The organism is Smaragdicoccus niigatensis DSM 44881 = NBRC 103563, from assembly GCF_000380645.1.
Lineage (GTDB): Bacteria > Actinomycetota > Actinomycetes > Mycobacteriales > Mycobacteriaceae > Smaragdicoccus > Smaragdicoccus niigatensis.
This window is the reverse complement of sequence record NZ_AQXZ01000017.1, coordinates 557,716-570,958: the sequence shown is the minus strand read 5'-3', so window position 1 is coordinate 570,958 and position 13,243 is coordinate 557,716. Positions and strand designations below refer to the sequence as shown.

At 62.9% G+C, this 13,243-nt stretch carries 12 protein-coding genes; 5 read left to right on the top strand and 7 right to left on the bottom strand.

Annotated features, from left to right (window positions below; genetic code table 11):
• Positions 1-2 precede the first annotated feature (2 nt).
• Positions 3-917 (bottom strand): oxygenase MpaB family protein, encoded by a 915-nt coding sequence (locus tag F600_RS0115575; RefSeq protein WP_081628869.1) that lies wholly within the window; start codon positions 915-917, stop codon positions 3-5.
• Positions 918-1,098: 181 nt separating this feature from the next.
• Between F600_RS0115575 and F600_RS0115570 the strand changes: the two genes are divergently transcribed.
• Together F600_RS0115570 and F600_RS28560 are read left to right on the top strand one after the other, a co-directional pair.
• Positions 1,099-1,377: a DUF4282 domain-containing protein gene (locus tag F600_RS0115570; RefSeq protein ID WP_018161553.1), complete on the top strand. Its 279-nt coding sequence runs from the start codon at positions 1,099-1,101 to the stop codon at positions 1,375-1,377.
• A gap of 5 nt (positions 1,378-1,382) precedes the next feature.
• Positions 1,383-2,462, top strand: coding sequence for an oxygenase MpaB family protein (locus tag F600_RS28560; RefSeq protein ID WP_018161552.1), 1,080 nt, complete (start codon positions 1,383-1,385; stop codon positions 2,460-2,462).
• Here F600_RS28560 and F600_RS0115560 read toward each other — a convergent pair.
• The 6 genes from F600_RS0115560 to F600_RS0115535 form a co-directional block, all read right to left on the bottom strand.
• Positions 2,459-4,006, bottom strand: a complete 1,548-nt coding sequence (locus F600_RS0115560) for an adenylate/guanylate cyclase domain-containing protein (protein WP_018161551.1) — start codon at positions 4,004-4,006, stop codon at positions 2,459-2,461. The genes F600_RS28560 and F600_RS0115560 overlap by 4 nt on opposite strands.
• Before the next feature lie 46 nt (positions 4,007-4,052).
• On the bottom strand, positions 4,053-5,135 hold the full coding sequence (locus F600_RS0115555) for an acyl-CoA dehydrogenase family protein (RefSeq protein WP_018161550.1): 1,083 nt from the start codon (positions 5,133-5,135) through the stop codon (positions 4,053-4,055).
• Positions 5,136-5,140: 5 nt separating this feature from the next.
• Positions 5,141-6,349 (bottom strand): acyl-CoA dehydrogenase family protein, encoded by a 1,209-nt coding sequence (locus F600_RS0115550; protein WP_018161549.1) that lies wholly within the window; start codon positions 6,347-6,349, stop codon positions 5,141-5,143.
• The gene (fadD5, locus tag F600_RS0115545) at positions 6,349-7,890 is read right to left on the bottom strand and encodes a fatty-acid--CoA ligase FadD5 (protein ID WP_018161548.1); all 1,542 of its coding nucleotides are present in this window, start codon (positions 7,888-7,890) and stop codon (positions 6,349-6,351) included. The genes F600_RS0115550 and fadD5 overlap by 1 nt, the downstream gene beginning before the upstream one ends.
• An 11-nt stretch (positions 7,891-7,901) precedes the next feature.
• Positions 7,902-8,894, bottom strand: a complete 993-nt coding sequence (locus F600_RS0115540; RefSeq protein WP_018161547.1) for an NAD(P)H-dependent flavin oxidoreductase — start codon at positions 8,892-8,894, stop codon at positions 7,902-7,904.
• Between the two features lie 139 nt (positions 8,895-9,033).
• Positions 9,034-9,963: an oxygenase MpaB family protein gene (locus F600_RS0115535; RefSeq protein ID WP_018161546.1), complete on the bottom strand. Its 930-nt coding sequence runs from the start codon at positions 9,961-9,963 to the stop codon at positions 9,034-9,036.
• A 100-nt stretch (positions 9,964-10,063) separates the two neighbouring features.
• Between F600_RS0115535 and F600_RS0115530 the strand changes: the two genes are divergently transcribed.
• From F600_RS0115530 to F600_RS0115520, 3 genes are all read left to right on the top strand, one after another.
• Positions 10,064-10,681: a TetR/AcrR family transcriptional regulator gene (locus F600_RS0115530; RefSeq protein ID WP_018161545.1), complete on the top strand. Its 618-nt coding sequence runs from the start codon at positions 10,064-10,066 to the stop codon at positions 10,679-10,681.
• A gap of 237 nt (positions 10,682-10,918) precedes the next feature.
• Positions 10,919-12,469 (top strand): MFS transporter, encoded by a 1,551-nt coding sequence (locus F600_RS0115525; protein ID WP_162141428.1) that lies wholly within the window; start codon positions 10,919-10,921, stop codon positions 12,467-12,469.
• A gap of 84 nt (positions 12,470-12,553) precedes the next feature.
• Positions 12,554-13,210, top strand: a complete 657-nt coding sequence (locus F600_RS0115520) for an acyltransferase (protein WP_018161543.1) — start codon at positions 12,554-12,556, stop codon at positions 13,208-13,210.
• The last annotated feature ends 33 nt before the right edge of the window (positions 13,211-13,243 follow it).

Sequence of the window (13,243 nt, the reverse complement as noted above, 5' to 3'; positions counted from 1 at the left end):
CCCTAAATCATCGGCTTCCCGAGCCTGCGCCGTATGCGCAGGTTCCAAGCCATCCAGTTCGTCGGGACGCGGCGGAGGGCGAAGGGCAGCGGACGCGAGACGGTACCGAGCAATCGCATCAACCGACGGAACGTCCGCTCGTCGCTTTCGGTCCACTCCAAGCCCAGTTCATCGCGCAGCTCCCGCGGCAGGAAGCCGATGTTGAAGAACCGCATCGGCGCACCGAAGAACACCTTGAATACCTTCTGTGCACCCGGGAAGAAATCGGAATTCACCAGGTTACGGGCATAAGCGCGCGTTTCATCGTCCCAGTGCGTCTGCCGCATTCCGTCGGCCCAGTACGTCTCGAATGCCTGACGATTCGGGTGCCACATCTCCGCTGGGATCTGCAGCGTGGTGCCCATCCGCGAGGACGCCTGGAGCAGGTCTTCCTCCTCCTGATCGGTCAACGGTCCGTGCAGGCCGATGGTCATGTCTCGAAATCCGTAGTAAAGGCAGCTCGCAACCCACAACTGCAGGTGACGATTGAAGGCGTTGTACTGAACCGGACTCGCATCAGTCGAGTGAATATGGCGGTGTGCACCGTTGATCGCATTGCGGTAGTCCGCACGGAGTTTGTCGTCGCCGAACAAGGAGATGTCGAGGTAGCCGACCGTCGTACGGAAGCGCTTGAACGGATGCTTGAGTACGGACCCGGACTCGACCTTGCTTTCGGTGATTCCGCGCGCGACCGGATAGTTGGACATCTGCATCACGACATTGGCCGGTCCGGCCAGAAATACCGCCGGCCCGAGCCACAGTCGACGTACCAGCGCCTCTTGACTCTCTGTTCGGGCATCGGAATAAGGAGCCTGGCTCCCCTGTCCTTGGGTCACCTCAATAGCTTGACGGCTGTTCTCGAGCTTTCGGGCAGACATCGTTGACTCCCTCCGCTTGCGCGGCAGCAATATGTGCGGAACCACATCCGCTTGTGATAGAAGTATCGACCCTTTCTATCACCACGTCAACGACTGCTGATAGATTTCCATGAGAGTTCTATCGCCCGATTCGTCGATTGCACATCGGCTTACGGGACCCTTTGCCGTAGAAAGAGTTCTCATGGACTTCGGTTTCAAGACTGTTCACACACCCACGATCATGCGGTTCTTCTACGCCATCGCGCCGCTGGGACTGGTCGCGCTGTGGGCGCTCCTCGCGGGCCTGGGTTTCTGGTGGAACACGTGGGCTGGCCTGGCCGCCCTGTTCGTCGTCGGGCCTGGACTGCTGGTCGGCGGAATGCTCGTCCTGCGTGTGTTGTGTGAACTTGTCATGCTGGCGGTGCGCGCCGCCGACGATGTGCACGCGATGCGCACCGCACAATCCGGTTCGGACAGCTGACCCCCGTGAAGGCACAAGCAACACAGAAGGGCTCGGCGCTTTACCGCCATTTCGGCGACAGCCGGGCCGGGTTCTTCGCGGTGCGCGCACTGCTGCTCCAAGTCATGCATCCCGACGTTGGCGCGGGTGTCACCGACCATTCGGACTTCAAAAATGAAGCCTGGAAACGGCTCACCGAGACCGTGATGTCGCTCGCCAACTGGGTTTATGGCGGCGAGCGCGGCTCGATGCTCGAGGCCGCCCGACTGCGTGAGCTGCACGTTCGCATCGCCGGAACCCGACCCGATGGCGAGCGCTACACCGCGTTGAACCCCTCTCCGTGGGCGTGGGTGTTCGCGACGCTGCTCAAAGGGTCGCTCGATGCGCAGCAGTACTTCGGCCGCCAGCTCAAGCCCGAACTCCTCGAGGAGATCTATCAGGAGGGCCGAGAGCTCGGCGCCCTCATGGGAATTCGGCCGCACGATCTGCCGGAGACGTATCCGGAGTTCGAAGTGTATTTCGACGATATGTGCACGAACACCTTGCGCCGAACACAGGCCTCGGATGACGTGCTCGACTTCATCCTGCATGTCACCCGTCCGAAGCCGCTGTGGTTCGTACCGCGGTTCCTGTGGCGGATCATCGTATGGTTCCCGGCTTGGCTGGCGCTGATCGTCACCGCCGGAACGCTGACCCCGCAGCTTCGCTCGCAGCTGGAGCTGACCTGGTCGCGCTTCGACGCCGCGGTCCTCGCGACGTTCCGCGGAATCGTGCGGGCGCTGACGTTCCTCCTGCCGCAGTCGGTGATGGTGCTGCCATCGGTGCTGCTCGGGAAGGTGAGTCTGCTCGTCTTGGAGCAACGCGCGCTGTCCACCCGGAACGAGAATGCGATGAAACGGGCTGGTCAGTTCGATACGAATTGGTCGTACGCCGACGTCCCGCTCCTGGAACTGCCGGCGCAAGCTGGCCTTCAGTGCCGGCCTGGCCCGAAGCTGGCGCTCACGTCAGTTCCGGACCTTCGCAACACCGAACAGCGTATTCGCCAGTTCCCACCTCCCGACCGGTCGATCAAAAGCTGGGCGGACGTCGCGCTCGAAACGGGCTAACGCGGCAACGCGAGCCGCGTCTCGTCGACCCGCCCGCGCAACAAGACCGACTCCCCCAGTTCCCAGTTCGCCGCCTCCTCGGCGCTCGCTGCCGAAAGTGTCGCTTCAGATGCCACGAGCAGGGAGTCGTACTGTTTCGAGAGGTCACACAGACGCGCCGCCTCATTGATCGGGTCGCCGATGACGGTGTACTCGAACCGGTCTCGCGCACCGATGTTGCCGGCGACCGCAGTGCCGTACGAGACACCGATACCGACCGAGATCTCCGCGACCTCCGCTTTGAGCCGACGAGCGATCACGCGCCCGGCGGCCAACGCCTGGCCCGCCGGGTCCTCGATCTCGAGCGGCGCGCCGAATACCGCGAGTGCTGCGTCGCCCTCGAATTTGTTGACGAACCCGCCGTGCGCGTCGATCTCGGCGACGACGACATCAAATACTCGGTTCAGGATCTCGACGACCTCCTCGGGCGGACGGGTCGCGGCAAGCCTCGTCGAACCGATGAGATCGAGAAAGAACGCAGCCACCTGACGCTCTTCTCCGCCGAGCGTCGGGTTCCGCTTGACCGCCTCGGCCGCGACATCGCGACCGACGTGGCGACCGAACAGATCGTGGATGCGCTCGCGCTCGCGCAGGCCTTCCGCCATCCGGTTGAAGCCACCCTGAAGCTGGCCCAATTCCGTTCCGTCATAGACGGACAGGTGAGTCGTCAGGTCGCCTTCGGCGATCCGCTGCATCGCCTGGGTAACGGACCTGATCGGCTGGACCATCAAGCGAACCGTCAAGGTCGTCAGTCCGAATCCGATCACGAGGCTCAATAGCGCGAGCCCGCCGGCCGCGCGCGCCAGCTGCGGAACGGTCGTCGGATGCGACAGGTTGCTCAAGGCGACGAGCAGGATGCTCGCCAACGGGATTCCGGTCCCGAGAATCCACGCCGCACGAACGCGCGAGGTGACCTGCGGCAGACGACCGCGGTCTACGGCACCGGTTTCGATGACAACGGCGGCGACGGCACGAAACGAGAATTCGGCGAGCTGGTAGCTGAAGGCCGACACCGCAATCCCGGTGAAACCGATGGCGAAGAACAGCTTGGGGATCGCCGATGGGTCGATCTTTGCGGCGGCGACGATATACAGAACCGTCGCGGCCAGCCAGAAAAGGCCCTGCAGAATCGTGAGTCGTCGGGGCAAGGCAAGCGAGCGCGCGGACTCCTCCGCGTTTGGCGTTCGGCCCTCGTAGTGCCATCGATTCGTCGCGAGCCCCAACCGGGTCCCCACCGATCCGGCGATGACAAAAGCGCCGAGGACATAAACCGGCAGCACGACGAAGTTCATCGTCTGCCACGCAGGCGTGAAGATCGACGGGGTCGGCAAGACAAACAGCACGAGCACGATAGCTATCGCTGCACCGATACCGTTCGCGGCCACGAGAAGTGCCGTCGCCACGATCTGAACGCGGATTCGCTGCCGGTTCAGAGGGTCGGTCGGAGCGCCCAACAGCCGTGAGCCCAAGGGCGCATCCGCCAACCGTGGAATGCCGAGGCGCATAGTGAACTGTAAGTCCGGCGCGCTCGACTACGTGCCGAATCGCATGTCAGGTGAGTGCTGCATACCGGTCGAGATGCCATTCGCGCGAACCGAATTCGTACTCGATCGCGGTCAGGCGCTTGAAGTAGTGGCCGATCGCGAGCTCTTCGGTCATGCCCATCGCGCCGTGCAGTTGGACCGCGTTCTGGCCGACGAACCGGGCCGCCCGAGCGATCGTCGCCTTCGCCGCAGAAACCGCACGTGCTCTGACCGCAGGCTCGGCATCGAGCTTGAGCGTCGCGAGATACTGCGCTGCCGCCGCCTGCTCGACCTCCATGTACATATCGACCATGCGGTGCTGCAATGCCTGGAAGCTGCTGATCGGTACGCCGAACTGCGAGCGCTGCTTCGTGTACTCGACCGTGTCGGCGAGGACCTTCCGCATACACCCGACCGCTTCCGAGACGATCGCTGCGGCCCCCTCATCGCGGGCTTGTTCCAGCGACGCCCAAGCGTCCTCGACCAGCAACGCGTCAGCGGGCAGACGCAACCCATCGAACGTCAGATCAGCCGCGGTGCGGTCATCGATCGTGCGCATCGGCTTGACGGTCAGTCCGGCGCGGGTCTTTGTGTCAAGCACGAACAAGCCGATTCGGTCACCAGTGCGCGCACTCACGAGCAGGTGTGTCGCGATCGGCGCGGCAACCACGGCGATCTTCTCGCCATCGAGCACCCATTCATCGCCATCCTGCCGAGCGGTGGTCGTCACGTCCTCCCACTCGGTAGCCGCGACCGCGATGACCGCGTCGCCCGCGACGATCTCACTCAACAGATTCTCTGCGCCGGCCCGCTTCAACAAGCCACCCGCGAGCACCACAGTCTCGACGAATGGTTCGATGACCAGCGCGTTTCCGAGTGCTTCCAGGATGATCATGAGTTCGGTCGGACCGCCATCTAGGCCGCCGACCGACTCCGGGAACGTGGCTCCGAGGATGCCGAGTTCGTCGGCGAAACCGCGCCAGACGTCCGGTTGCCAGCCCTTGCCAGTCTTTGCCGCCGTGCGACTCTTGTCCAGGTCATAACGCGCCGCAAGGAACTTCGAGACAGTGTCCCGCAGCATTTCTTGTTCGCTGGTGAAGGAGAAGTCCATCGTCTTCAGAGCCCCAATGCTGCTTTGGCGAGAATGTTTCGCTGAATTTCGTTGCTGCCGGCGTAGATCGAGCCCGCGCGGTCGTTGAAGTAACGCAGCGGGGCTACCGCCTGCCAGGGTTCGCCGCTGACGTAACCGTCAGCCGGTCCGGTGAAGTGCGGGACGTGGCCACCAGGCATCGTGGCGTGCGGTTGGTACAGCCGGCCGCGAGGACCAGCCGCTTCCAGTGCCAGCTCGGTGATCGCCTGGCTGAGCTCGGTGCCGAGAATTTTGAGCATCGACGCGGCCGGACCCGGGTTCTTCCCCTGAGCGATCGCCGACACCGTCCGGAACTCGACGATCTCCAGCACATCGGTGCGAATGCGAGCATCGGCAAGTCGCGATCGGAAACCCGGACTGTCCATCAACGAACCGGCTTGCTCGGCAATGTCGTTGACCCACACCTGCAGCATCGGTGCCATCGCAGCACCGCCACGCTCGAAGTTGAGCAAGTACTTGGCGACCGTCCAGCCGTCGTCGATCTGACCGATGACGTTGGCTTTCGGAACCCGGACCTGATCGAAGAACACCTGGTTCTGCACTTCTTCACCGGAGCTCATGACCAGCGGACGAATCTCGATTCCGGGCGCGGTCATGTCCATCAGGAGGAAGGTGATGCCCTGCTGCTTCTTGCTCGTGCGCGACGTACGCACGAGGCAGAAGATCCAGTTGGCCTCGGTCGCGTGCGTTGTCCAGATCTTGCTTCCCGTGCAGATGAGGTCGTCGCCGTCCTCGACCGCCGCCATCGACAGTGACGCCAGGTCTGAGCCTGACTCGGGCTCGGAATAGCCCTGGCAGAAGAAGACCTCGCCGGTGAGGATTCGGGGCAGGAAGTAACCCTTCTGCTCCTCGGTCCCGAATGCCGAGATCGCATGCGCGACGAATCCGATGCCCATCGGTGACAGCAACGGCGCACCGGCGAGCGTGCATTCTTTGCTGAAGATGTAGTGCTGCATGAGCGTCCACTTGCACCCGCCGTACTTGACCGGCCAGGTCGGAGCCGCCCACCCCTTCTGCCGAAGGATCTCCTGCCACTTCATGCTGGACTCGTGGTCCGGATAGACGCTCGTCATGAGCTTGCCGGCCCGTCGGATGTCGGGCGTGAGGTGTTCATCGAGGAACTCGCGCACCTCGGTCTGGAACGCCAGATCCTCTGGCGAAAGACTGATATCCATCAGGCGTATTCCTTGCGTAGCTGCGGTTTGACGACCTTGCCGCTCGCATTGCGCGGCAGTTCCGGCACGATCACCAGGTCCTTGGGGTGCTTGTAGCGCGCGAGCCGGTCGTTGAGGAAGGGTTCGAGTTCGGAGAGGGTCAGTGAGTCGTCACCGGCGACAATCGCGACCGGTACCTCGCCCCACTTGTCGTGTTCCCGCCCGATGACCGCTGCCTCGCGAATCTTCGGGTGGCTGAACAGCACATTCTCGACTTCGGCGCAGTAGATGTTCTCCCCACCGGAGATGATCATGTCCTTCTTGCGGTCGACCACGTAGACGAAGCCTTCGTCGTCGACGCGGACGAGATCGCCCGAGTGGAACCAGCCACCTTCGAACGCCTCGGCGGTCGCCGCCGCCTTGTTCCAGTAGCCCTGCATCATGGTCGGACCGCGATACACGATCTCGCCGATCTCGCCGGGAGCGACGTCGTTCATCTCTTCGTCGACGACTCGCGTCGCGATCGTCGGGATCGGTTTACCGACCGAGCCGAGCTTGCGGATCGCGTCGTCGCCGTCGAGAACGCACGTGATCGGCGACATCTCGGTCTGGCCGAACACCGCGACGTTCTGCGCGTTCGGAAAAACGTCGGCCATCGCTTTGAGCACCGAATCCGACGCCGGCGCCGCGCCCCACGAGATGGTTTCGAGTTTGAGGTTGCGGTCGCGGACAGTCGGGTCCGCGCACACGATCTGCCATTGCGCGGGCACGAGGAACACCGAGGTGGCGCCTTCGCGCTCCCAGGCATCAAGCGTGTCGGCTGCATTGAACAAGCCAAGTGGCTGGATGACCGTCTTGGCACCAAGCAGGATGTTCGGCGCGATGCTGCCCAGGCCCGCGATGTGGAACAGCGGGGCTGCGCAGAAGTAGATGCTGTCCCGACTCGTTTGCAACGCTCGAATGCACGTGAACGCCTGAGCCTGCATGTTGCCGTGCGACAGGATCGCACCCTTCGGGCTGCCCGTGGTGCCCGACGTGTACATGATCAGGGCAGGGGTGTCCTCCGGGACGTCGACGTCCGGATGCGGCTCGCCATCCTCGGCGATGAGCGACTCGAAGGCCACCGCATCACCGACTGGTTCCGAACCCAGGACGATGCTCAACTCGATGCCGGGAACCTGCTGGCTGACCGCGGCAATGAGCTTGACGAGCATGCCGTCCGTGATGACGACCTTCGCGCCGCTGTCGCTGACGATGTACCCGAGTTCTGGCGGCGTGAGCCGGAAGTTGACCGGCACTGCGATGGCACCGAGCAGGTTGATCGCCAGCACCGACTCGATGTACTCGGTGTAGTTGAGCATGACGATCAATACGCGATCGCCGAAACCGACTCCCCTGCGCGCCAACGCATCCGCGAGCTTTTGCGAGCGGTCGTGCAGTTGCTTCCACGTGGTGTCGACGCCGCTGAATTTGAACGCAACAGCGTCAGGCCGCATGTCCGCGTGGATCGCGACCTGGTTGTTCCAATGGTTGCGTCGGGAACGCAGGGGCTGGTCGGTCATGTCGTTGTCCCTTAGCTTCGAACCGAGATCGGGTCGCTGACGAGCGAGCTCAGCCGGCCACGGATGATGTCTTCCGACTCGCTGACCATGCGCTCGACCAGCGCCGCGACGGTCGGAATGTCGGTGATGAGGCCCTGGCAGATGCCGGCGGTCCAAATGCCCGCGTCGACATCGCCCTCTTCGAAGACTTTGCGTCCGCGCTTTCCGGAGACAAGGTCCTGAATGTCGGCGAAGGTTCCGCCCGCCTTCTCGATCTCGACGACCTGACGGCTGATGGCGTTGTCTGCCACGCGCGCGGTGTTATGCAGCGTGCGGAAGATCAGCTTGGTGTCGAGCTCGCTGTTGGCGACGATCTTCTCCTTGACCGACTGGTGGATCGACGACTCCTGCGTGCACAGGAATCGGGTGCCCATGTTGACGCCGTCAGCACCGAGAGCGAGAGCGGCAACCAGACCGTGGGCATCGGCGATACCGCCGGACGCGAGCACCGGAATGTCGAGCTCACGGACCGCGGCCGGGATCAGGACGAGCCCCGGAATGTCGTTCTCGCCCGGGTGTCCGGCACATTCGAAGCCATCGATGCTCACGGCGTCCACACCGACGGACTGTGCCTTCACCGCATGCTTGACGCTGGTCGCCTTGTGAATGACCTTGATGCCGTGCTCTTTGAGGTGCGCGGTGTGGGTCGCCGGGTTCGCGCCCGCGATCTCGACGATCTTCACGCCGCTGTCGATGATGGCCTGGCGGTATTCCTCGTACGGCGGCGGCGTGATCGACGGCAGGATCGTCAGGTTGACGCCGAACGGCTTGTCCGTGAGCTCCCGGGTCCGCTCGATCTCGAGCCGGAGGTCGTCGGGAGTCGGCTGGGTCAGCGCGGTGATGAAGCCGAGGGCTCCGGCGTTGGCCACCGCGGCGACGAGCTCGGCCCGGCCGACCCACATCATTCCGCCTTGGACGATCGGATGTTCGATTCCGAACGCCTCGGTGAATTTTGTACGCAACATGTGTTCGTTCTTCCTCTGCGAGTTATTTGTCGTATCGCCAATTACCCGCAGCATATGTGACAACCTTCGTTGTCCAAAGAGATAATTCCGGCCAGTCTTCAGACCGGCCGAGACAACGCTTCCGACCGCGATCCGTTCTCTAGAACGGGCACTTCCCCGGCTTTTCCTCGGGCTTGAACGAAGTGAGCCCGGCGTCCAAATAGGAGGCGGCCATCTGCTGGTACTGCAGACGGTTGTAGGCCAGCGGCGTGTAGTGGAATCGCTTGGGGAGATAGCGGTACGCGAGGCGAACGCCCTGCGTCAGCACCTTGAACTCCACGTCATGGCGCCGATTCCAGCGAAATCCCGTCAGTTCGCGCACGCGTTCGTGGGCCGCTCCAAACGACAGCACCGCGAACGTGTGACCGACGACCGGACCGGCAACCAGCCACAGCGGAGCGAAGACCCGGGGCAGGAAGTTCGGGTAAGGCGAGCGCAGGAGCAGATCCATTGCCTGCTTGATCTCCGGAGTTGCCTCGAGTTCGGCTTGGACCATCCGCTCGTAGAACTCACACACCCCGTCGTAGGTCGTCGGCAGTGCACCGTTGCCAGAAAGCTGAAGCCCGTCGCTAGCGTGTCGCCAGTAGTCCCAGAAGTCCTGACCGTCTTGTGGCGTGAGCTTTTCGCCGGTGATCGGTTCGTAGGCATTCCGCAGCGCCATGAATGCACTGACGAGGATGAAGTTCCAGACGTCGGGTTCATAGGCATGGAACTTCTGGCCGTTCCGGCCAATGCCCTTCACATCACGATGCAGACGGCGAAGGCGCTCGAATTCCACCCGCCGGTCCGCCTCGTCGCCGTACAGCACGATCTGGTCGGCCACGCCCGTGCGTAGAGCCCTCCCCCAGGGGTCGTCGCGGAATCGGCTGGTCCAATCGATGGCCGCCGCAACCGGAGGCAGTGCCGCCTGGTCGTACACGCCGAAGAAGTACAGACCGGTGAACGCCGACGCGGCGTACCACTTGAACTTCTCGAAGCGGACGGTATCAACGCTGGCGTCAGCGGTGGGGACTTGCGCTACTGCAGACATCAGATCGCTCCTTTGCGATAGGATATGAGCAATTTTCTATCACCAACTACCGATAAAGCAAGGGAAACTTCGCCGTGGCATTTCGTAGACTTGTCGCGAGATGACAAACGACGCTGGTCGCGGGCCTGAAACCGACCCAACAACAACGCGGATCCTCGACGCCGCTCGGGACTGCTTCGCCGAGACTGGCGTCCGAAAGACGACCATGAACGCCGTGGCCGACCGGGCCGGCGTCGGCGTTGCGACGGTCTATCGCCGCTTTCCCCAGAAGCCCCAGCTCGTCCGCATGGTTCTCTTTCGCGAAGCGACCCAGTTGGTCGACGGCGTCGATGCGGCGATCGTCGGTGCCACCACGGTTGAGGATCAACTGCTGACCGGCTTCGTGGCCTTCACGCGCGAGTTTCAGCAGCGAAAGCTGCTGCACGACGTTGGCGACTCCGACGACATCGCCGACGCCTTGAAGGCGCTCCCCGGCCACGGATCGCCGATCCTCGGTTTGGGCCGCATGTACCTTGCTGATCTCATCCGCAAGTGGCAGGCCAACGGACAACTCAGCGACGATTTCGACGCCAACATGGTCGCCGAGATCTATGCCCGGCTCGCCCATTCACTCGGCATGATCCCTGACGGCGTAATCCCCCTGAATGACCCCGCCAAGGCGACCGCCTTCGCCCGCAAGTACCTCTTGCCGCTTTTGCGGCCAATTCCCGAAATCTGACGGCCGGCGACCCTCACCACCCGCGGATTCCCTTGGGGATATTGGAAATTCGGTAGATTTCGGTTCCAGCTACCGGCCAGCTACCGTTTGAGCCAATGTCCGATTCTGGCCGAAGTTGATCTCTTGTGACCAGGTCAACATGACCTGCCATTTGTCCAGGTCAGCATGTCCAAGGAAAGCTACTTGCCGGTAACCTCGGGTTGTCTCTTTGTTTGCCAACCTGTAACCATAGTAGCCATGGCAACTACTCATTTGATGGCTCCGGGCCATCTCGCAGTCAATGACGACTCGGCGGTTGAGAAGCTGCCGATGGCCGTTCTCACCGCTATGTGTCTGGCACTCGTTCTCGTCGTCGCTTCGGTGACCGCGATCAACCTGACGTTGCCGGACCTGGCTCTCGGCTTGCACGCGTCGAACACCCAACTGACGTGGGTCGCCGATGGCTACACCGTCACCCTGGCGGCGCTGGTCCTCCCCCTCGGCGCCCTCGGTGACCGCATCGGCCGACGCCGCCTGCTCATCGCCGGCGCGGCAGTGTTCGCGATCGCGTCCTTCTTTGCGGGTCGCGTCGACACCGTCGAACAACTCATCGGCTTCCGTGTTGCCATGGGCACCGGCGCCGCGATGATCATGCCGGGCACGCTCGCCACGATCACTGCTGTCTTCCCCGCCGAACTTCGTTCCAAGGGTGTCGCGGTGTGGTCCGGTTGCGCCGGAGCGGGTGCGATCTTCGGACTTCTGGTGTCTGGCTTTGTGCTGGAACACTCCGACTGGCGGATGATCTTCACGATCAGCGCGGTTGCCGCCGCCATGGCCGGCCTCGGTGCCCTGATCTTCGCGCCGGAAACTCGCGACGAGAACCCCCCGAAGGCCGACTACTTCGGATCGCTGTTCACCGGCCTGTCGATCGGCTCGCTCGTGTACGCCATCATCAACGGTGCGCGCCGCGGCTGGACCGACCACATCGTGATCGCGATGTTCGTTCTCGCCGTCGTATCGATCGTCGCTTACGTCTTCACTGGCTTGCGCACGAAGCACTCCGTCCTGGACCCCCGGTTCTTCGCCCGCCGCGGCTTCCTCACCGGCTCGGTCACCGTCGTCATGCAGTTCATGGCAGTCATGGGCTTCTTCTTCGTGGGCCTGCAGTACCTCCTGCTGATCCGCGACTTCAGCCCGCTCGAGGCGGCGGTCGCACTGCTGCCGGTGGCCGGAGTCATGCTTCCGGTTGCAGCCCTCACCCCGACCCTGCTGCGTTTCGTCTCGGTGAACATAGCCACCGCTACGGGCCTGTTCCTGATGGCCGGCTCCATGGTCTACGCCTCGACGTTGACCGCCACCTCGAGCTACGACCAGTTCCTCGTCGGTCTGCTCGTGTCCGGTGTCGGCCTGGGTATCACCAGTTCGACCGGAACGAACCTCATCGTGAGCTCGCTGTCGCCGCAGCAACAGGGCACCGCCTCGGCGGTCAACGACTCGACGCGTGAGGTCGGTTCGGCCGTGGGTATCGCGCTCATGGGTTCGATCTTCGCGACGAACTACCGCAGCAACCTGCCCGATCTGTCGATGCTGAAGCCGGACGTGGCGACCCACATCCGGGACTCGGCGCCGAGCGGCATCACCATCACCCAGCACATGGGTCCGGCTGCGGCGAACCTCGCCGAGGGCGTCCGCACCGCGTTCATGCACGGATTCTCGACGTCGCTGATGATCGTGTCGATCTTCCTCTTCGTCGGCGGCGTCGTGACGCTGTTCGCACCGAAGCGCATTCCGGTCGGACACGGGCACTAGCCTTTAACGACGCGTTGGAACCTGACCAGTTCCAACGCGTCGTTGCCGCACCGGCGGCTGAAAAACCACTTAGGATCAGGGCTCGTGTTGACCACCCTGATCTTTCTGCTGCCGCCGGGACGTCTGAAGAACCGCCTGCTCTGCCGACTCGGTCACGACATTCATCCGTTGGCTCATGTCGGCATCTGCCTCGTTCGGGGCGTTCGTCGCTTCGAACTCGCCGAAGGCGTCAAGATCGGACACGGCAACGTCTTCCGCGGGCTGCTACTCGTCAGAATCGGCCTCGGCGGCTTGATCCATCAATTCAACTGGATCAGCGGGGACTCCGGCGCCAACAAGGACCTCACTGAGCTGCCCAATGCGCGATCGCTGATCATGGCGAGAAATTCGCACATCTACAGTCGCCATTACATCGACTGTGGGGGCGGTATCGAGATGGGTGAGGACACGTACATCACCGGCGTGCGGAGCACGTTCATGAGCCATGGCTACGAGCCAACCAGCGGACTGATCGTGCTGTCTCCTACACGACTGGAGGCCAAGTCGATGATCGCCTTGTGCTCGACGATTCTCCACGGCACAGTCGTGGGTGCGGGAACCTTCATTGCCGCAGGCGCGGTGACCAAACCCAATCAGCAGCTCGAACCGCATTCCCTCTACGGCGGCTCGCCGGCGAAACGGATTTCCGATTACGAGATCAACGAGATCACGTACGACATCAACCGCTATATCCCGAAGTAGTCCCCGAGTTCGCGACGGGCGCGTGCGTAGCCT